Origin of the sequence: Flavobacterium sp., assembly GCF_024305175.1 — a bacterium.
Lineage (GTDB): Bacteria > Bacteroidota > Bacteroidia > Flavobacteriales > Flavobacteriaceae > Flavobacterium.
Genome location: NZ_JAMWYY010000010.1, coordinates 51,930 through 71,611, shown reverse-complemented (window position 1 = coordinate 71,611; position 19,682 = coordinate 51,930). Strand labels below are relative to the sequence as shown.

Sequence of the window (19,682 nt, the reverse complement as noted above, 5' to 3'; positions counted from 1 at the left end):
ATTTATAACTATCTTGCATAACTTTTTAACATTTCTTTAATAAATGAAAACCAATAACAACATCAATACTATATTTTTAGCTGCACTACTTGTTTTTGCAACTTTGGTGTGTAACGCACAGCAGCAGCCTAAAATATTTGGTAAAACAATTAATGCTGAAAGTATAAATGCCGAAACAGGAAAAATACGTTGTGTGACTACCGAATATGAAGAATACCTTCAGCAGAAGTCGCCACAAAGGGCTACAAACGCAGAATTTGAAGAATGGATTGCTCAAAAGATTGTTGCACGTAAAACGAAAAGTGCAGCTGCAGCTCAAAATACTACCGAGGTAATAACCATACCGATAGTGGTGCACGTGGTGCATAACGGAGATTTTTTAGGCAATAACGAAAATATAGCTGACGAGCAGGTGCTTTCTCAGATAACAGTACTAAACCAGGACTACAGAAGGATGCTTGGCACGCCGGGTTATAACTCTAACCCTGTTGGGGCAGACGTAGAAATTGAATTTTGCCTTGCTCAGGTTGATCCTGACGGCCAGCCTACCACAGGTATAAACAGGGTAAACATGAATGTGGCAAGCTGGAGTGAATCTCAGGTTGAGGATGTGCTAAAGCCGGGTACAATATGGGATCCTACAAAGTATTTTAATATATGGGTATGTAATTTCGGGTCAGATCTTTCAGATGTATTAGGATATGCACAGTTCCCTTCACAATCGGGGCTTAACGGGCTTAACAATAACGAGGGTAGTGCCAGTACTGACGGTGTAATTATAGGCTATAAATATTTTGGCTCAGAATCAATTTATCCTGAGGGTAATTATGCCGAGCCTTATAATGAGGGAAGGACAACTACCCACGAAATAGGGCATGCTTTGGGGCTTCTGCACATATGGGGCAACTCATGGTCTAATAATACATGCAGTTACACTGACTACTGTGATGATACCCCGACTTCCAGCGGGCCTAACAGCGGTTGCTCGCAGCATTACAGCTGTACAAGCTATGACATGATTGAAAACTATATGGATTATACCTATGACTCGTGTATGAATATATTTACCCAGGACCAAAAAGAGAGAATACTGGCAGTGCTTGATAATTCACCACGAAGGGCTTCTTTAAAAACCTCTAATGTATGTTCTGCGCTTGCAGGCAGCGAAGACTTTAAACTTTTAAATGGTATTAACCTGTATCCTAACCCTGCTACAAGTGTACTTAACATAGCTGTTGCAGATAATGATTTACCTGACAGTTACATGGTTTACAACAGCCTTGGCCAAGCTATGGTAAGCGTTACCGTAACTTCTGCTTCAAGCCTTACTATTGATACTTCATCATACAGCAACGGAATCTATTTTATAAGAATAGAAAAAGGTAACGAAAGTAAAGTGCTCAAGTTTATCAAGAAATAATAATTTAAAACAGCAATTAAAAAGCGGGATTTATTGTCCCGCTTTTTTTGTTACATTCTTTTAGCTTTCAGGTGCCAGCTCAATTTCGAGCCCGTTTAAATCTTCTGTAATGGCAATCTGGCAGCCCAGCCTGCTGTTTGGTTTAACATAAAATGCTTCAGACAGCATTGCTTCTTCATCGGCTTCCATAGGCGGTAACACCACATCATTCAGCACATAGCACTGGCATGATGCGCACATGGCCATACCACCGCAAACGCCAATAGTTCCTTCGGGCGCAAGCTCATAACTACGGCACAGCTCCATAATGTTCATAGCCATATCAGTAGGGGCAAGTACCTCGTGCACCACGCCATCCCTGTCGGTTACTTTAATGGTTATATCCATGACATTCTTAGTTTCAGGTTTAAAGTTTAATGTTACAAAGGCTATAATGTCTCCGTATACAAATATAACCTTGAACTTTAAACTTTAAACAGTTTAATTTATCGCTTTAACTACCTGCTTTTCTGCTTCTTTTCGCGTGCCGTCAAAACCATCCACACCGCTAACGGTAGTATATTTAAGCACATATTTTTTACCTGGGTTAAGCCTGCTGTAAACGCTCTGGCACATTAAAGTAGCTTCATGAAAACCACACAATATCAGCTTTAATTTACCGGGATAAATGTTAACATCGCCAATAGCATAAACACCCTCTATATTGGTTTGATAGTCCAGCGCGTTATTTACTTTAATAGCATTTTTCTCAATTTCAAGCCCCCAGTCAGCTATAGGCCCAAGTTTAGGGGTAAGCCCGAAAAGCGGTATAAAATAGTCAGTTTCTATCGTTTGGCTTTCACCCTCAACATCAATAGTAAGCGATTCTACTTTACCATTACCGTTTATAGCGGTAACCTCTGCCGGTGTAATCAGGTTAATCCTGCCCAGCTTTTTAAGTTCCTGCACTTTTTCAACAGAGTCAAGCGCACCACGAAATTCATTTCTCCTGTGCACCAGTGTAACCTCGGTTGCCACATCGCTAAGGAATATACTCCAGTCAAGCGCAGAGTCGCCACCGCCTGCTATAACAATGCGCTTGTTGCGGAACAGCTCAGGGTTCTTTACAAAATACTCAACACCCTTTTCTTCATAATCAGCAATATTATCAATAAGCGGCTTGCGTGGCTCAAAGCTGCCAAGCCCGCCTGCAATAGCTACAGCTTTTGCGTGGTGTTTTGTACCTTTGTTGGTAGTTACTATAAATGTACCGTCTTCCAGCTTATCAATTGTCTCAGCCCTCTCATTAAGGGTAAACCCAGGCTGAAACTGCTTTATCTGTTCCATCAGGTTGTCTACAAGTTCTCCTGCCATTACCGATGGGTAACCCGGTATATCGAAAATCGGCTTTTTAGGGTAGAGCTCTGCAAGCTGGCCTCCCGGCTGCGGCAAAGCATCTATTATATGGCATTTAAGTTTTAAAAGTCCTGCTTCAAATACAGCGAAAAGCCCTGTTGGGCCCGCGCCAATAATTAATATATCTGTTGTAATCATTTTTTATTACGTTAAAAAACAGTTTCAGGGAACAAATGTCCTTAAAACTGTTTTCAATTTTTATGATAAATATCAGCTGTGTAGCTCTTTAAGCCACATTTATAACTGTTTCTATTTGCGGGGCATATTTTTTAATAGTGGTCTCAACACCTGCTTTAAGTGTCATCTGGTTAACGCTGCAACCTACACAGGCTCCTTCCAGGCGCACTTTAACGTGCCTGTCGTCCTCTATGTCCACCAACGAAATATTTCCTCCGTCAGACTCAAGGAATGGGCGTATCTCGTCAAGGGCCCTTTCCACACTCAGCTTTATTTCTTCTGTTGTCATATTATTTCTTTTTAACTGCAGAGCAGCCCGCCATTGTAGTTATTTTTATTGCCTCTGTAGGCGGAAGGTTGTCATTCCTGTTTACGGTTTCCTGTACTACAGAGCGTGCCAGTTCTTCAAAAGCAGTTTCTATAGGTGTTGCGGTTTGCATGGCAGCGGGGCGGCCGTAATCGCCTGCCTCGCGTATGCTTTGTACAAGTGGTATTTCACCCAGGAAAGGCACATCTAAATCTTCTGCAAGGTTTTTAGCGCCTTCTTTACCAAAAATGTAATATTTATTATCCGGCAGTTCTTCCGGGGTAAAATAAGCCATGTTCTCTATAATACCCAGTACAGGTACATTTATGCTTTCCTGGCGGAACATTGCCACACCTTTTTTGGCATCGGCAAGGGCAACCGCCTGCGGAGTACTTACCACTACAGCACCCGTTACGGGCAACGACTGCATAATGCTCAGGTGGATGTCGCCTGTTCCCGGCGGCAGGTCTATCAGCATAAAGTCAAGCTCGCCCCAGTCGGCATCAAAAATCATCTGGTTAAGCGCTTTAGATGCCATTGGCCCACGCCATATTATTGCCTGTTCCGGCGTTGTAAAAAAGCCTATAGAAAGTATCTCTACACCATAGCTGGTAATCGGCTTCATCTTAGATTTTCCGTCAACGGTTACAGATATGGGCCTTTCGCGCTCCACATCAAACATTATCGGCATTGACGGGCCATATATATCGGCATCAAGAATACCTACCCTGAAACCCATTTTGGCAAGCGCTACGGCGAGATTTGCCGTGATAGTAGACTTACCAACACCGCCTTTACCTGACGACACTGCAATTACATTGCTGATTCCGGGTATACCTTTGCCTTTAATTTCAGGCTTATCAGGTGCTTCTACTTTTACGTTTACCTTAACCTTAGCATCGGGGCTAACTTTCTCCTGTATGGTTTTAATGATATCGGCTTCTGCACGTTTGCGGATGTGCATAGCCGGGTTGTGCAGCACAAGCTCTACCACGGCCTCATCGCCAAAGGTAAGCACATTGCGCACCGCACCGCTTTCTACCATGTTTTGCCCTTCTCCGGCAAGCGTAATGGTTTCGAGCGCTTTAAGTATTTCTTTTCTATCGAGTTTCATGATATTATAGCTTTCAGTTACAGCCTTTTAATTAAGACTGGTTACAGATTGCAAAGATAGTATGAAAAGCTGATATCTAAAAGTTTTACAAAGCTTAAAAGATGGTTAACGCTGTAGTGCTTCGGCGGGGTTCCAAAAGTGTTTCTTAAAATCAACAATCTTGTTTTCTTTTACTTTTATCCCCTCATTTTCCAGTAATTGCTGCATAAGGTTGGTACCGCCAAAATGGTGTTTGCCGGTTAACAGCCCCTGTCGGTTTACCACCCTGTGCGCCGGTACATCATCATGCCCGTGGCTTGCATTCATGGCCCAGCCCACCATGCGTGCAGAGCGTGCTGCACCAAGATAGCTGGCTATGGCGCCATAAGATGTTACCCTGCCATAAGGCACCTGCCTTACTACCTGATAAACCCTTTCGAAAAAGCTTATGTTTTCGTCCATACCGGCAGCTTTATGCGCGTAATATTTTTATGAGCGTGATTATGCTGACGAGCCCTGTAATGCCCCCCAGGAAAAAGTTTATGTTTTTGAGGAAAAAGTCGGCTTTATGCTCAAACCTCCTGAAGAATATGATGTACAGATAAAATGAAAAAAATGAACCTGTTATTGCGCCCATAACAAAAAGGAATATAAATAAAGAATCAAAAAAGAAATAGCCGTGACGTGAGAGTGTAACACTCATAAACACATAGTAGGGGACAGGGAAGAAGTTAAGGGCGGAAAGCAATACCCCTAAAAAATATTCCCCAGTGCGGCTGCGCAGCACTACTACTTCATCTTCAAGTTTTGGCTTGGGTTTTTTGGCAAAGAATAAAAAGTAGATGGTAAGTACCGTAAATACGCCAAGCCCCATTTCTTCCAGCAGATGAATAATATCGGGCCTGCTGTTTATAAATTTGGCAAATGATACTGCAATATAGGTTTGTATAAAAATAACGCTGGTAGCGCCCAATGCAAAAATCATGGCTCTTTGCCTGCCTTCGCGCAGCCCAATTTTAGCCGCGGTTATGTTAAGCAGCCCCGGCAGTAATATACCTGCCGCAGCAATAAAAAAACCTAACACCACCGGCAGGATAAAATCCATAGCTGTTATCTGATTTTAAATTTTATGTAGGTTATAGGTTTACCCTGCTCAAGATAATACTGCTCATAAAATGTTTTTATGCCTGTAACCTCCTCCGGTGCACCTTCATTGCGGTACACGTTATGGTTGGCATACAGCACTTCATGCCCCTCGCCATGCAAAAGCCCCAAAGTGTAGCCGTGCATAAACTCACTATCGGTTTTAAGGTTAACCACACCTTTGGTATTCAGTATTTTTTTGTAGCGTTGCAGGAACTCGCTGTTGGTCATCCTGTGCTTGGTGCGCTTGTATTTTATTTGTGGATCTGGGAATGTTATCCATATTTCATCAACTTCGCCTTCAGCAAAAAAAGCATCTATAATTTCAATCTGCGTGCGCAAAAATGCAACATTGGTAAGCCCTTGCTCTACCGCTGTTTTAGCACCGCGCCAAAAGCGGGCACCCTTAATATCTACACCTATAAAGTTTTTATCGGGGTAATGCTGTGCAAGCCCAACGCTGTACTCGCCTTTGCCACAGCCAAGCTCCAGTACTACAGGATTATTATTTTTAAAAAAGCCTGTCCGCCAGTTGCCTTTAAGCGGAAAATTACCGGCAAGGGCATCTTCTCTTTCAGGCTGAATTACATTATTAAATGTTTCGTTTTCCTTAAAACGCTTCAGTTTATTTTTGCTTCCCACGGGTAAATTTAAAATTTTGGTAAAATTAGGGAAATATATTAGAACTGAAATAGTTTTACATTGCAGGGCAAAATAGTTTTTAAAAAACATGATTTTGCAAGAACGTAAAAGAATTTTAGTTGCCCCGCTTAACTGGGGTTTAGGGCATGCCACACGCTGCATACCCGTTATCGAAGCTTTGGAAAATCATGGTTTTGAGCCTGTAATAGCATCAGACGGAATTGCGCTGGCGCTGCTTAAAAAAGAGTTTCCGCATCTTAAAGCTGTAGAGCTGCCCGGGTACCAGATAGAGTATGCCAAGAACGGCGCTTTCTTTAAGCTGAAACTGATAGGGCAGATACCCAAAATGATTAAGGCTGTAAGGAATGAAAATACCCTTGTGCAGCAAATAGTGCAGGAGTATACTATAAGCGGTATAATATCTGATAACCGCTTGGGTGTATTTTGTAAAACAGTACCCTCTGTATTTATTACCCACCAGCTTAATGTGCTTACAGGGAACACTACCTGGTTTACAAGCAAGATACACCAACAGTTTATAAAAAAATTTAATGAATGCTGGGTGCCGGATGTACAGACAACTCCTAATCTTTCAGGTAAACTGGGGCATATTGAAAATGAAGGGCTAAAGGTTAAGTATATAGGCCCGCTGAGCCGCCTTCACAAAAAACCTCTTGAAAAGAAGTACGACCTCATGGCGATACTATCTGGCCCTGAGCCGCAACGCACCATGCTGGAGGAGAAACTAAGCACAGAGCTTACCCGATATAAAGGCAGGGTTATTTTTGTAAAGGGTGTTGTAGAACCCGAAGAAAAGATTACTGTTAAAGATAATATTACTTATTATAACTTTATGAATACTGCTGCGCTAGAGCAGGCTTTTAATGAAAGCGACAAAGTGTTATGCCGCTCCGGCTATACCACTATTATGGATTTGGCACAGCTTGGCAAAAAAGCCTTTTTTATACCTACACCCGGCCAGTATGAACAGGAGTACCTGGCTTATAAATTGAAGAAGACGGGGCTTGTGCCTTATGCGCGCCAAAGCGCTTTTAAGGTTGAAGACCTGGAAAAGATTGATATGTATAAAGGATTAAAGAACCTGGGGAGTGATATGCGCTGGAAAGATTTATTTAGTCTTTTCAAGAGTAAATGAAAACTCTGAGCCTTCGCCAAATTTACTTTCCACATAAATTTTTTCGTCGTGGCCTTCTATAATGTGCTTTACTATAGCAAGGCCCAGCCCTGAGCCACCCTCTGTGCGTGCACCGCTTTTATCTACCCGGTAAAAGCGTTCAAAAAGGCGGGGTATGTGCTTATGCTCTATACCTTCGCCGTTGTCTTTTACGCGCACTATAACCTTGTTGTTTACAAGGTCTTCTATGCTTACTTCGGTAGTGCCGTCTTCGCGGCCGTACTTGATGGAGTTATCTATAAGGTTGGTAAGCACCTGCTGAATTTTCTCCTTATCAGCAAACACCATTATTGGCTTAAGGTACTTCATGTCGAACATCAGCATAATGCCTTTGCTGTCAGCTTTCATTTCAAGCAGGTCAAAAACGCTTTGAATTACTTCTACAATATTAAATTTTGTGTATGTAAGGTTAAGGTCGCCCAGCTCAAGCTTAGATATCATATCGAGATCCTGTACAATATATACCAGCCGCTCTACGCCTTTTTCGGCGCGTTGCAGGTATTTTTTGCGCAGGCTTTTATCGTTCATGGCACCATCAAGAAGGGTAAGGATGTACCCCTGAACGGTGAAAAGCGGTGTTTTAAGCTCATGCGAAACATTACCCATAAACTCGCGGCGGTACTCTTCGCGCACCTTAAGGGTTTCTATCTCTATTTTTTTATCCCGTGCAAATTTTTCAACTTCACGGGTAAGGGTTGCCATATCGGTGGTTATGGGTTTATTTCTCAACGTGCTTGAGTCGAGCAGCGAAACATCATCATATATTTTTTTAACCCTGCGATAGATAAAATGCTCTACCCTGTATTGCAATACAAAAAAAGAAAATATATAGAGTGCTACGGCAAAAACCACTATCATGGTTACATCAATCTCGGCAAAAAAATACATAAGCACTGTAAGAAGTACTATGGTAAAAAGTGTAATAAATAAAGCTGACTTAACAGCAAAACGATATGATTTCTTAAAATTTATTGCCACTTACATTTCGAGCTTGTAGCCCACACCCTTAATTGTTTTAAAAAGTTCGTCACCTATTTTTTCGCGCAGTTTGCGTATGTGTACATCTATTGTCCTGCCGCCAACAACCACTTCGTTACCCCAAACTTTATCCAGTATTTCTTCTCTCTTAAATACTTTGCCCGGCTTGCTTGCCAACAGGTAAAAAAGTTCGAATTCTTTTCGTGGTAATACTATTTCGCGGTCGTCCATTATAATTTTATACTCTTCGCGGTTAATCTCTATGGTACCAACCCTAAGTATATCGCCCTGGTTTTCGTCTTCCTTAAGCCTTCTCAATAATGCTTTAACCTTGCTTATAAGTAGTTTCGGCTTTATCGGTTTGGCTATATAATCATCAGCTCCCGCGTCAAAACCTGCTACCTGAGAGTAGTCTTCACTGCGGGCTGTAAGGAATGTTATGATAACGTTATTAAGCTCCGGTATCTTCCTTATGTTTTCGCAGGCTTCCATGCCATCCATTTCGGGCATCATTACATCCATAATAATAAGATGCGGAAGCTCTTTCCTTGCTTTGGCAATGGCCTCTTTACCGTTGCCTGCAGTTACCACCTGATACCCTTCCTGTGTTAGGTTATACCCCACAATTTCAAGGATATCCTGCTCATCATCAACCAGTAAAATCTTAATGTCTTTTTTTTTCATAATGACACTTTACGTATTGTTTAGCGGTTGTAAAGGTAAAGATAATACAAAAGTAAGAAACGGCTTAACTATAATTTAATCTGTTAACAATTTGGTAATAAATACTAAATCCAAAGGTAACTTTTAGGTAACATAGCATTTGGATAGGTGGGGTTTCTTTGCACCAAAATTTAAACAACACGCAATGAAACTTAAATTTCTATTTATCTCCCTGTTTATCTTTACCTTAAGTTTTGCACAAAACACCGGTACGATAACAGGAACTGTTACCGACAAAGACCTTAACAATGAAACGCTGCCTTTTGCAAGTGTGGCTATTAAAGGTACGAACATTGGTACAAATACTGATGAAAACGGCCAGTACAGCCTTAAAGTACCTGCAGGAAGCCATATACTTGTTTTTGGCTTTTTAGGATATGAAACTATAGAAATGCCTATTACCATTACAGCAGGCGAAACCAAAACCATAAACCAGGCAATGGGTTCTACAAGCGTACAGCTTGAAGACGTTGTTATAGAGAAAACCGTTAACCGCGAAAAGGAATCGGCGCTTTTGCTGGAGCAGAAGAATGCGGTAACTATAACACAAAGCATTGGTGCGCAAGAGATGTCACGTAAAGGTGTAAGTGATGCCGAATCTGCCCTTACTAAGGTTAGTGGTATATCTAAGCAGCAAGGCGAGACAAACGTATTTGTGCGCGGGCTTGGCGACCGTTATAATTCTACTACACTAAACGGGCTTCCGTTACCGTCTGAAAAGCCAAGCACAAAAAACATGTCGCTTGATTTCTTCTCATCAGATGTTATTAAAAACATTGGTGTAAACAAAACTTTCGGTGCTGAACTTTATGGTGATGTTAGTGGTGCTAATATTAACATTATCTCTAAAGAATTTGTTGGAGATGATTATATAGAAATAGGGGTGGCAAGCGGCATTAACACACAAACCGTAAATAAAGACTTTTTTACTATTGATGGTGGTACTTTTACAGGTTTTACTGATAATGATGTGCCTGTAAACAATCTTAACGAGTATACCTTTGAAAACTCTCTGGACCCTAATATGCAGTCTACACAGCTTAACAGCTCTTTAGGTGTATCAGGAGGTAAAAGGTTTCAGATAGGCGACAACAACCTTAGCATGTTTCTTACGGCATCTTTCAGCAATGGCTACCTTTACAGGGAAGGTGTTGTGAGGCAGACCGGTAATGAGGGTGCCCTTATACAGGATATGGATTTTGAACGCTATACTTATAATGTTTCTCAGATAGCTATGGGAAGCTTTAAATACAGATACAGCACTTATAACACACTATCATTCAACACGCTTTATGTGCATGATAATGTGCAGGATTTAGGTAACTATTTTGGTTTTAACGGAGCTGACGGGCAGACTACCGACCTTGCTTACCTGAGGAGGCAGCAGGTTAATAACAACAATATATTTGTAAACCAGTTACTTTCTGAAATGCAGCTTAGCGAAAAGATAAACCTTGATATGGGTGTAACCTACAACATTATCCGTTCGAGCGAGCCCGACAGGAGGTCTAACGAATTACTGTTTCGCGATGGCACCTACAGGCCAAATTCTGACAGTGCAGGTAACCACCAGCGTTATTTTGATGAGATGAAAGAAAATGAGTTGGCAGGTAGGGCTGTGTTCTCTTACAGCTTTATGAATGAGCAGGAGTCAAAAGTCAGCTTTGGTTTAAATGCAAGGCATTCAATCAGGGAATTTGACGCTACAATATTTACACACAGGTTCTTTAACTCATCGCAATCTATCGATATTAATAATTTTGACGGGCTATTTAACCAGCAGTCGCTTGATAATGGTTTGTTCAGCCTGCAAACAGAGCGTGCTTCTACACAAAATAACCCTTTTGCGTTTGATCCTTTCTGGTATGATGGTTTAAGGAACATCTATGCAGGTTATGCCATTTTTAACCATTCATTTACACCTGACTTAATATTATCTGCCGGCGTGAGGTATGAAAATGTATACCAAAGAGTAGACTATAATACTAACATTGCAACCAATGCAACTTTTGGAGATGCAATAATTGATGAGGATTATATATTGCCGAGTCTGAACCTTAAGTATTCACTTAATGAAAAGAATATACTTCGCCTTGCAGGAAGTATGAGTTATACATTGCCACAGTTTATAGAGGTTGCACCGTTTAAATATCAGGATGTAAGCTTCTCAGTACAGGGTAATAACCAGTTGGTGCCTGCGGAAACTTACAATATCGACCTGAAATATGAATTCTATCCATCAGGCGACGAGCTTATTGCTGTAACAGCTTTTTACAAGAACATTGATAACCCTATTAACCGTTCAGAAATTCCTGTAGGTGGTAACACGCTTACCTTCTTCAATACAGGTAGTACAGCTACTGTAGCCGGTATAGAACTTGAAACAAAAGTTAACTTATACAAGATAGAAAGTACAGAGACAGGGAAAGAAACGTTGTTTTCAGGTGGTTTAAACATTTCTTACCTGCACACCAGGCAAAAACTTGAGGCTTCGCTACCACAATTTACTAAAGATGAAGACGAACTGCAGGGAGCTTCTCCTGTACTGGCTAACGCCGACCTTACTTTTTTTAAAGAAGGTGAAAATTACGACATAAGTACATCGGTAGTGTTTAACTACTTTAGTGACAGGATTTACTCAATAGGAACAAGGGGATATGAAAATATTATTGAAACCGGAATACCTACGCTTGATTTTATTGCTAAATCATCTTTAGGAGAACACTTCGGGCTTAGCCTTAAAGCACAAAACCTGCTTAATCCTGATTTCCAATTGATTCGTGAAGGAGGTGCAATAGCACCTGAAACAACGCTTGCAACATATAAAAGAGGTGTTAACCTTAGCTTAGGATTGTCTTACAAGTTTTAACCATTACTTAATATTAAGCATACAGTTAGTTTAAACAACAACTGTTGCTTTGCAATCGATAAATAACACAATTTAATTATAAAAAAATGAAAGCAAAATTTTTATCTATGTTAGCTGCTGCTGCTTTAATATTTGCAAGCTGCTCTAGTGATGATGATTCAAACAACAACAACACAAACCCTGACACAGAGCAAAACCTTGCAGGTAACGTTACAGAGGACATGACTCTTGATGCTGATGTAGAGTATACTTTAACAGGTGCACTTATTGTTAGAAACGGTGCAACTCTTACTATACCTGCAGGAACAACAATAAAGGCTATTGCCGGTGGTACAGGTGTATATGTTTTAGTAGAGCGTGGTGGCAGGATTATTGCTGACGGTACTGCTGATGCTCCTATTACCTTTACATCTAATGCTGCTACTCCTGCCGCAGGAGACTGGGGTGGTGTAATCATTAACGGTAGCGCTCCTATCAGCCGCCAGGATGGTGCTGTTAGCGAAGCTCCTACAGAGATAAATACTGCTATCCTTTTTGGTGGTAACAATGCAACTGACAACTCTGGTATACTTGACTATGTTGTTATAGAATATACAGGTGCAAGGATTGATGATGGTGCTGAGCACAATGGCCTTACACTAAACGGTGTTGGTAGTGGTACAACCCTAAGCAACATCATGATCAAAGCTGGTGATGACGATGCTATTGAATTCTTTGGTGGTACTGTAAATGCTTCTAACATACTTGTTGTAAACTGTACAGATGATATGTTCGACTTTTCTCAGGGTTACACTGGTACTATAACAAATGCTTACGGTGTTCGTGAAGCTGGTTACCTTGCTGTAACTTCTGACCCAAGGGGTATCGAAGCTGACGGAAACCTTGATGGTTTATCTCCAACAGATATCAACCAGTCTAACTTTACAGTAAACGGTATGACCATCATCAATAATGCTGCTGCTTCTGAAGCTACAATGGTTGACGTTATCAAAGTTAGAAGGGGTGCAACTGCTACTATCAATAACTTCTATGCTAAATTTGGTGCAGGTGTTGTTGTAAGCGACCTTATCGACCTTAGAGATTCAGCTGGTGATGCTAACGATGCTACTACAATCAACTACACTGTAGATTCAAGCCTTGCAGGTGGTGCTGTTAAAAACACTACAGTTGGTGGTGCTACAATTACTGAAGGTACTACTAACACAGGTGCTGACGCTACAGTATTTGGCTGGACAGGTTATTCTTTCTAATCAGTCTGATTGTCATAAAGATATATTAAAAAACATCTGCTCAAAAGGCAGATGTTTTTTTGGTATAATATTTGAAATTATTTTATATATTTACCAAATCAATCATCAGCATGAAGAAAAAATACTTTTATATCACCTTACTACTGTTCTTCTTTATTACTCTTGGTGCTTCAGCCCAGGAAAGTAAAGCGGTGGCAGCTAATGGCGGTGGCTCTCAGGCCATCGAAGGACTAAACATTTATCCTAACCCGGTGAGTGCTGACAGGATATACATTACATCTAAAAACATGCAGTCTAAAGATGTAGAGGTTTACGATGTGCTTGGCAAGAAGATACTTCAGGCCAGTATAACCGGTAAAGAATTGAATATTGCGTCGCTAACTCCGGGCGTATATATCATAAAGGTTAAAGAAGGCGATGCTTCAGCAACACGAAAGCTGATAGTTAAATAGTTCTGCTATTAACCGGAATGATAAATCAATCTTAATACAATCTTAATTTTAGTTTAAGTTTTTTCCTGCTTAACTTTTTTGTTTTTATATTTGTTTACTGAAAGTAAGAACAATTTAAAAATCGAAACAGCATGAAAAAACTTTACTCTTTATCTTTATTATTAGCAGCAGGTTTGTCTTTCGGACAAACATTCGACTCTTTTACAGGAACAGGTACATTAAGTACCAACGGCTGGACAACCCACAGTGGAACTGCTGACCAGCTTGTTATTCTTGAAACAACTTCTGATAATGGCAATAGCTTATCATATACAGGTTTCCCTGCATCTTCAGGTAACAGGATTGCGATAGCTTCAGGGCAGAATGAAGACGTTAATAAACCTCTTGCAGAAGCTGCTACAAGTGTGGTGTATTACTCCGCTTTAGTTAAAGTGCAAAATACTGAAGGTTTACATGATAATGCTGCTGTAAGCGGAGATTATTTTTTAAGTGTTACTGAAACAGTAGGCTCAAGCGGTGTTAGTGGCTTATATGGAAGGGTATATATCAAGAAAGGAGCTGGCGATAACACGGTTAACTTTGGTATTCTTAACAGTGGTGGTGGTAGTGCTACTCCTACATACATAAATGTTGAATATTTAGTTAACACTACTTACCTGATTGTTGTTAAGCATACTTTAGAAAACAATACAGCAAGCATGTGGGTTAACCCTGCATTAGGTCAGGCAGAATTTGCTTCTGATGTTACTAACAATACAGGTACACAAAGTGCTGCTGAAACAATTATGGGATTTGCTATCAGGCAGGGTGGAACTACTACCACGGGTACTGGTAATATAGAAATTGACGAAATAAGGGTTAGCACTGCATGGGAAGATGTAACGCCGGCTGCTACTAACAGCCTTAACCAAAACAACATTGCAGGCTTAAAAGTATATCCTAACCCATTGACAGGAAATGTACTTAACATTACTTCTGATAACAACGCTGATAAAACAGTTGCTGTTTATGATGTGTTAGGTAAGCAGGTTTTAACTGCTCAGGTTATAAATGGTACTGTTAATGTATCTGCTTTAACTTCTGGTGTTTACATTGTTAAAGTTACAGAAGAAGGCAAAACAGCTACTAAAAAACTTGTAGTGAGATAATTTAGATATCTATACTTATAACAAGAGGCTGTCATTTTTATGGCAGCCTTTTTTTATTTGCTATTATAGAGCTTTTTATTCATTACAAGTTATAAGTAATTACCGTTGTACCTATAATAGACTATATTCAGCCTGCAGTGATTTTATCAAATAGTATGTATGCTTCAAAATATAGGTTTACTTTGTTAGGATAGTATAAGCAGATGATAATAAAAATCCCCTGCTTTGAATTAGCAGGGGATTTATCGTATTGATCAATCTTTTAGACAGGCTAATTTTTATCTTTTTTATTGCGGTTAAATAGGTCCCTTACAGCCCCTTTAACTTTGTCTTCAGCCTGTTTCTTTACTTCTTCTTTAACTTCCTCTTTAGTAGTCGGTACTGTTGTTTTTGTAGTATCAGAACTGCTTTTATTGCCGCCGATAAGATCCTGAAGCTTGTTCCCAAGTTGCTCCTTACCTTTATTTATCAGCTTTTCTTTTTGTTGCTGTACTAATTGCTGCGTAAGAGTGGTAACCGTTTTAGAAAGGTCGGTACTAACTTCGGGGTTATTAAAGCTGCCGGTAAGTACAGCCGTTACAGGTACAGATATCTTACTTGCTTCTGCGCTGCCTAAAGAGTTTAAAAGTTTGTTTACATCATTACCCAGATATTTGGCGGGGACATCAAAAGTAACATTATAACTCATGCTTTGGTCGAAACCGTGCTGTCCGCTTACCTGTATCGGAATGTCCTGGTACTTAAAGTCTATTGGCTTAATATTTACCTTGCCGTCGTTAAACGTCATATTCGCTTTTAGGTTGTCCAGCTTTAGCTTGTCGAAATCTATAAACTTCACATTACTGTCAAGTGTGCTTAATAGTTTTGAGTTATCGGCCTTAACGCCTGTATTCAGTAATTGCCCAGCAAGGCTTCCGGTAAGTGTTTTAAGGTCGGGCGTCATTTCTTTAGGGTCTAAATTACCCGAAACGCTTATATCCGTATTAAGCCTTCCGGTAATAACCTCTGCAATCGGCGCTATAGATTTTAGCATGGTTATTTGTGTAAAGGCCTGCGGGATATCTACTTTATTAAGGCCTAAATCCATTTTAAATACTGGGACTTTTCCTTTAGTGGAAACAGTACCGTTAGCCGTAATAAGCCCTTCAAACATATTGGTCTTAAGGTTCTGTATGTTTACAGCCTCATCTTTTATAATCATCTTACCCGAAACATTTTTCATGTTCAGGTTGTCATAAATCACTGTGTTAGCCTGTGTTGTTATGGTACAATCTAAAAATGCAGGAATTTTTACGCTTTCACCTGTACCGGCTGAAGGTTTTGTTTCAGTTGTTTTGGTTTCTGCAGGTTTTGTCGCAGGTTCCGGAGCCATAAAATCGGAAACCACCAACTTATCCGATTTCATGCTGAAATTGCCTTTCAGCACCTGATCTTTAAACATAAAACCATAAAAGTTATCCAGTGTTCCGCTTAGGGCCATATCCGAAGCGCCTGTTGTAGCTGTAAACTGGCTAAGGTTAACGCGGCTTGGGTTAAACTGAAGGCTGGCCTGCGCAATTTTAACAGGCTTTGGCAGCGCATCACCCGAATAAGTAACACCTGAAATACTGATGCTGCCCCTGTTGTCTATCTTTTCATATTCACTTTTCTCAACAGCCTGCATATCAAACTTGGTAGATACATCTGCTTTAAGTATACCCGTAAGTGGTACATCCACATCTACAGGATAGGCCTGCCCCAGGCTCCCCAGGTTTATGGTTCCTTTAAGGTCGGCTTTCACCAAAGCGTTTTCCACCACATTTTTGATGGTAGCCCTGGCATCAAACACGTCTCGGTCTATGCGGAATGACAGTTTATCAAGGTTAACGTATGTGTCGTTTAATATACCTGTTTCGTTTATTATTTTAGTATCGATAATAATATCCTGTACTGATTTTGGAAGGTCTGGATATTTAAAAGAAGCATTGTTGGATGCTATTGCAATGTTGAATTTTGGTACGGTTGTGTCACTGTTCATACCGTTAACCCTGCCGTTTATGGTAAAGTCTCCCTCAGTCTTAACCGATTCTATACTGCCTGCGTACGCCTGTGGTATAAGCGCCAGAAAGTTACTAAAAGATGAGGTAGGTGTCTTAAAGGTAAGGTTAATAAGCTGGCCATCTTCTTTAAGTGCCACACTGCCGTCAAACTCAAGGGGCATTTTGTTTATAAATGCCTTGTTTTCTTTAAAGGTATAAATGCTGTTTTCAAGGTCAAGCCCCAATACGGCATCCAGTTTCAATTTTACATTACGCATGTAGTTGGCTTTATCCATATCCAGCGTAAGGTAGGCGGTGGTTTCCGTATCAAGGTCGAGCTTGCTTTGCTCAAAGTTGCCGTGCCCTTCGTGGTACAGGCTGTCTATTACCATATTTATTTTAGAGCGGGCATCAAAGTAACGAAAGCGAAGGTTCTCCACTTTGTAGTCTTTCATGTTAAGTGCAAAGGGCTTACTCTCCGAAGCTTCATCAGCAGGCTTTTCGTCCTGGTTTTTTAGGGCAATATCAAAATTACCCAAACCGTTTTCATTAAAAAGGATGTTTACAACACCATCTTTAGTGGCAAGGTATTCAAGGCTCATGGGTTCGCCTTCGCTTTTAAAAAGTTCTTTTAAAGACATGCTAAGGTTTACCTCGCCCATATAAACAAGTGTATCACCTTCAAAAGGGGCTTTGTTGAGAACACTTAGTTTTTCTATCTGCACGCTTGCCATCGGGAAATCGCGGAACAGGCTCAGGCTTACATCTTCAAAGGCTACGGTAGCATCTACCTGCTCATTTATGGCCTTGGCTACCATCGATTTAATTTTATCCTTAAAAATGAAAGGCGCTGCCGCCAGCAGAATGATAAGGACCAGCAGTAGTATGCCGGTCCATTTTAATATTTTCTTAACCATGGTTCTTTATCGTTTGCTATAAATATACAAAGAAAGCTGTAAAGTATATAACGTATGTTACCTGATGGTTATTTCATAAGGCAGTATAACCTGTGTTCCCCTTAGCTTGCTTACGCGCCTTATACGTTCTATAACCCTGTAGTTTTCCTCACCTATTTCTTCTGCTATGAACTGCTCCCTTGTTTTGGCAAAAGGCATACCGGTAAGGCTGCCAAACAGGTCTTCTAAGTTACGCTCATACTCCGGATAGTTTTGGGTGGTATAGCTGGTGGTTTTGCCCAGTTTTGCGGCATAGGCAATGGCATCGTCAAGCCCGCCCAGTTCGTCGGCAAGCCCGATCCTTACAGCATCTGTGCCCGCCCATACACGGCCCTGACCTATGGCATCTACCTGCTCTTTTGTCATTTTCCTGCCGTTGGCAACTCGGGTAATAAAAGTATCATAAACACTTTCCACGCTTTGCTGTATTACCTCGCGGGTATCTTCTTCAAGCGGGGTAAAGAGGCTGTAGCCCGATGAATGCTTGTGTGTGTTAACCTGCTCGGTATGTATGCCTATGTTTTTACTTAGTTGTGTAAAGTTTGGCAGTACGCCAAAAACCCCTATAGAGCCTGTTATGGTGGTAGGCTCTGTAAAGATACGGTTGGCGTTGCATGATATATAGTAACCGCCCGATGCTGCAAGGTTACCCATAGAAACCACAACGGGCTTCTTTTTCTTGGCAAGCTCAATATCCCTCCAAATCAGTTCAGATGCCAGTGCGCTGCCCCCGGGTGAGTCTACACGAAGTACGATAGCCTTTACATTTTTATCGTCAGCCGCAGCCTTTAGCGCTTTGCGCATGGCAATTTCGCCAATATTGTTTATGCCCCCTTCACCGCCTGTAATTTCGCCCTGCGCATATACAACCGCAATTACATCATCAGCACCGCTAAGCAAGTCGCTGAACTTGTTAGCCTCGGCATAATCAAGGATGTCTACGGTATTAATCTCTTCGTCTTTTTTGATTTTTAAAGCCTTGCGGACCCCATCATGAAACTGATCGATATAGCCTATTTTATCTACCAGTCCGCGCTCTTTTGCCATTTCAGGCGTGCGTGCCGAAAGGTTATTGGCTATACTGTTAAGGCTGTCTGCCGGTATTTTGCGGCTTTCAGCTATATCTGCCACCACATTGTTCCACATAGCGTTTAGCAGTGTAGTGAGCTGCTCACGGTTTTCAGGGCTCATTTCGTTGCTTAAAAATGGCTCTACTGCTGCTTTAAACTTACCGTGGCGGATAACCTCCATCTTAATGCCGGTTTTTTCCTGAAGATCTTTAAAGAACATTACTTCGCTGGATAGTCCTTTAAACTCAAGCTCCGCAACAGGGTTCATGTAAATCGTATCCGCAACAGAGCTGAGGTAGTAATCAGCCTGTGTATAAGTGTCAGAATAAGCCACGACAAACTTGCCTGACTTCTTAAACTCTGCAAGCTTGTCCCTCAGCGCCTTGTTTTGGGCCATGCCCAGCATGCTGTAGCTGTTGGTTATGGTAATACCCTTTATTTTATCGTCTTTTTTAGCGGCATCTATGGCTTTAAGCACATCAATAAAACCATCTGTTGGCTCCTCATTAAGAAAAGCAAACTCATCACTGTAAAAAATTCCGGCGTAGTCCTGGCTTACTTTGCTTATGTCCAGCTCTATTACCGAATTCTCTTTTACCTGAACCACATCCTTATCGCCGCCACCGGCTGCAATGCCAATAATAATGAGTACAAAAAACATTATTACGCAAAACATAAAAAGCCCCACTATGGTGGAAAGCACATTCTTTAAAAACTGCATCTTGTTTTAAATTATAATTTTACTATAAGTAGCAAAAGTAGGCATTATGTTACAGGGTTATTAAACTATAGCTTTTCAATAAACGCTTAAATTTATCAACACTATGTTTTGCCTTTGCAGGTTTA

At 40.9% G+C, this 19,682-nt stretch carries 17 protein-coding genes; 6 read left to right on the top strand and 11 right to left on the bottom strand.

The window, feature by feature from the left end; translation table 11 throughout:
* Nucleotides 1-43 precede the first annotated feature (43 nt).
* The gene (locus Q0K96_RS04190; RefSeq protein ID WP_297332755.1) at nucleotides 44-1,420 is read left to right on the top strand and encodes a T9SS type A sorting domain-containing protein; all 1,377 of its coding nucleotides are present in this window, start codon (nucleotides 44-46) and stop codon (nucleotides 1,418-1,420) included.
* A 60-nt stretch (nucleotides 1,421-1,480) separates the two neighbouring features.
* Here Q0K96_RS04190 and Q0K96_RS04185 read toward each other — a convergent pair whose 3' ends face one another.
* The 7 genes from Q0K96_RS04185 to trmB all read right to left on the bottom strand — a co-directional run bounded on the left by Q0K96_RS04185 (nucleotide 1,481) and on the right by trmB (nucleotide 6,177).
* Nucleotides 1,481-1,807, bottom strand: a complete 327-nt coding sequence (locus Q0K96_RS04185) for a 2Fe-2S iron-sulfur cluster-binding protein (RefSeq protein ID WP_297332754.1) — start codon at nucleotides 1,805-1,807, stop codon at nucleotides 1,481-1,483.
* A 93-nt stretch (nucleotides 1,808-1,900) separates the two neighbouring features.
* Complete coding sequence (locus Q0K96_RS04180) at nucleotides 1,901-2,953, bottom strand: NAD(P)/FAD-dependent oxidoreductase (RefSeq protein WP_297332753.1); 1,053 nt, start codon at nucleotides 2,951-2,953, stop codon at nucleotides 1,901-1,903.
* Nucleotides 2,954-3,041: 88 nt separating this feature from the next.
* Complete coding sequence (locus Q0K96_RS04175) at nucleotides 3,042-3,281, bottom strand: NifU family protein (RefSeq protein WP_297332752.1); 240 nt, start codon at nucleotides 3,279-3,281, stop codon at nucleotides 3,042-3,044.
* A 1-nt stretch (nucleotide 3,282) separates the two neighbouring features.
* Nucleotides 3,283-4,413: a P-loop NTPase gene (locus Q0K96_RS04170; RefSeq protein ID WP_297332751.1), complete on the bottom strand. Its 1,131-nt coding sequence runs from the start codon at nucleotides 4,411-4,413 to the stop codon at nucleotides 3,283-3,285.
* A gap of 105 nt (nucleotides 4,414-4,518) precedes the next feature.
* The gene (locus tag Q0K96_RS04165; RefSeq protein ID WP_297332750.1) at nucleotides 4,519-4,854 is read right to left on the bottom strand and encodes an MGMT family protein; all 336 of its coding nucleotides are present in this window, start codon (nucleotides 4,852-4,854) and stop codon (nucleotides 4,519-4,521) included.
* Between the two features lie 10 nt (nucleotides 4,855-4,864).
* Entirely contained in the window at nucleotides 4,865-5,497 is a 633-nt protein-coding gene (locus tag Q0K96_RS04160; protein WP_297332749.1) for a LysE family transporter, read from the bottom strand.
* Nucleotides 5,498-5,502: 5 nt separating this feature from the next.
* A complete protein-coding gene (gene trmB, locus Q0K96_RS04155) occupies nucleotides 5,503-6,177 on the bottom strand; it encodes a tRNA (guanosine(46)-N7)-methyltransferase TrmB (RefSeq protein ID WP_297332748.1) in 675 nt (224 codons plus the stop codon).
* An 88-nt stretch (nucleotides 6,178-6,265) separates the two neighbouring features.
* Between trmB and Q0K96_RS04150 the strand changes: the two genes are divergently transcribed.
* Nucleotides 6,266-7,333, top strand: coding sequence for a glycosyltransferase (locus Q0K96_RS04150; protein WP_297332747.1), 1,068 nt, complete (start codon nucleotides 6,266-6,268; stop codon nucleotides 7,331-7,333).
* Here the strand turns inward: Q0K96_RS04150 and Q0K96_RS04145 are convergent.
* Both Q0K96_RS04145 and Q0K96_RS04140 read right to left on the bottom strand, forming a co-directional pair.
* Entirely contained in the window at nucleotides 7,307-8,350 is a 1,044-nt protein-coding gene (locus Q0K96_RS04145; protein ID WP_297332746.1) for an ATP-binding protein, read from the bottom strand. The two genes, Q0K96_RS04150 and Q0K96_RS04145, sit on opposite strands and share 27 nt — an antisense overlap.
* A complete protein-coding gene (locus Q0K96_RS04140; RefSeq protein ID WP_297332745.1) occupies nucleotides 8,351-9,034 on the bottom strand; it encodes a response regulator transcription factor in 684 nt (227 codons plus the stop codon). It lies immediately after the preceding gene.
* 184 nt (nucleotides 9,035-9,218) lie between these two features.
* On the opposite strand from Q0K96_RS04140, the gene Q0K96_RS04135 reads away from it, so the two are divergent.
* From Q0K96_RS04135 to Q0K96_RS04120, 4 genes are all read left to right on the top strand, one after another.
* Complete coding sequence (locus tag Q0K96_RS04135) at nucleotides 9,219-11,942, top strand: TonB-dependent receptor (protein WP_297332744.1); 2,724 nt, start codon at nucleotides 9,219-9,221, stop codon at nucleotides 11,940-11,942.
* An 86-nt stretch (nucleotides 11,943-12,028) separates the two neighbouring features.
* Nucleotides 12,029-13,192, top strand: coding sequence for a hypothetical protein (locus Q0K96_RS04130; protein ID WP_297332743.1), 1,164 nt, complete (start codon nucleotides 12,029-12,031; stop codon nucleotides 13,190-13,192).
* Between the two features lie 110 nt (nucleotides 13,193-13,302).
* Nucleotides 13,303-13,644, top strand: a complete 342-nt coding sequence (locus Q0K96_RS04125; protein ID WP_297332742.1) for a T9SS type A sorting domain-containing protein — start codon at nucleotides 13,303-13,305, stop codon at nucleotides 13,642-13,644.
* A 131-nt stretch (nucleotides 13,645-13,775) separates the two neighbouring features.
* A complete protein-coding gene (locus Q0K96_RS04120) occupies nucleotides 13,776-14,792 on the top strand; it encodes a T9SS type A sorting domain-containing protein (RefSeq protein ID WP_297332741.1) in 1,017 nt (338 codons plus the stop codon).
* 271 nt (nucleotides 14,793-15,063) lie between these two features.
* Here the strand turns inward: Q0K96_RS04120 and Q0K96_RS04115 are convergent, their stop codons facing one another.
* Together Q0K96_RS04115 and sppA are read right to left on the bottom strand one after the other, a co-directional pair.
* A complete protein-coding gene (locus Q0K96_RS04115) occupies nucleotides 15,064-17,727 on the bottom strand; it encodes an AsmA-like C-terminal region-containing protein (protein ID WP_297332740.1) in 2,664 nt (887 codons plus the stop codon).
* 57 nt (nucleotides 17,728-17,784) lie between these two features.
* Nucleotides 17,785-19,557 (bottom strand): signal peptide peptidase SppA, encoded by a 1,773-nt coding sequence (gene sppA, locus Q0K96_RS04110; RefSeq protein WP_297332739.1) that lies wholly within the window; start codon nucleotides 19,555-19,557, stop codon nucleotides 17,785-17,787.
* Nucleotides 19,558-19,682: the final 125 nt, after the last annotated feature.

Bases quoted from the DNA above. Each gene is read 5' to 3' on its own strand.
- Q0K96_RS04190 (WP_297332755.1), top strand. From the start codon at position 44: ATGAAAACCAATAACAACATCAATACTATATTTTTAGCTGCACTACTT.
- Q0K96_RS04185 (WP_297332754.1), bottom strand. From the start codon at position 1,807: ATGGATATAACCATTAAAGTAACCGACAGGGATGGCGTGGTGCACGAG.
- Q0K96_RS04180 (WP_297332753.1), bottom strand. From the start codon at position 2,953: ATGATTACAACAGATATATTAATTATTGGCGCGGGCCCAACAGGGCTT.
- Q0K96_RS04175 (WP_297332752.1), bottom strand. From the start codon at position 3,281: ATGACAACAGAAGAAATAAAGCTGAGTGTGGAAAGGGCCCTTGACGAG.
- Q0K96_RS04170 (WP_297332751.1), bottom strand. From the start codon at position 4,413: ATGAAACTCGATAGAAAAGAAATACTTAAAGCGCTCGAAACCATTACG.
- Q0K96_RS04165 (WP_297332750.1), bottom strand. From the start codon at position 4,854: ATGGACGAAAACATAAGCTTTTTCGAAAGGGTTTATCAGGTAGTAAGG.
- Q0K96_RS04160 (WP_297332749.1), bottom strand. From the start codon at position 5,497: ATGGATTTTATCCTGCCGGTGGTGTTAGGTTTTTTTATTGCTGCGGCA.
- Q0K96_RS04150 (WP_297332747.1), top strand. From the start codon at position 6,266: ATGATTTTGCAAGAACGTAAAAGAATTTTAGTTGCCCCGCTTAACTGG.
- Q0K96_RS04140 (WP_297332745.1), bottom strand. From the start codon at position 9,034: ATGAAAAAAAAAGACATTAAGATTTTACTGGTTGATGATGAGCAGGAT.
- Q0K96_RS04135 (WP_297332744.1), top strand. From the start codon at position 9,219: ATGAAACTTAAATTTCTATTTATCTCCCTGTTTATCTTTACCTTAAGT.
- Q0K96_RS04130 (WP_297332743.1), top strand. From the start codon at position 12,029: ATGAAAGCAAAATTTTTATCTATGTTAGCTGCTGCTGCTTTAATATTT.
- Q0K96_RS04125 (WP_297332742.1), top strand. From the start codon at position 13,303: ATGAAGAAAAAATACTTTTATATCACCTTACTACTGTTCTTCTTTATT.
- Q0K96_RS04120 (WP_297332741.1), top strand. From the start codon at position 13,776: ATGAAAAAACTTTACTCTTTATCTTTATTATTAGCAGCAGGTTTGTCT.
- Q0K96_RS04115 (WP_297332740.1), bottom strand. From the start codon at position 17,727: ATGGTTAAGAAAATATTAAAATGGACCGGCATACTACTGCTGGTCCTT.
- sppA (WP_297332739.1), bottom strand. From the start codon at position 19,557: ATGCAGTTTTTAAAGAATGTGCTTTCCACCATAGTGGGGCTTTTTATG.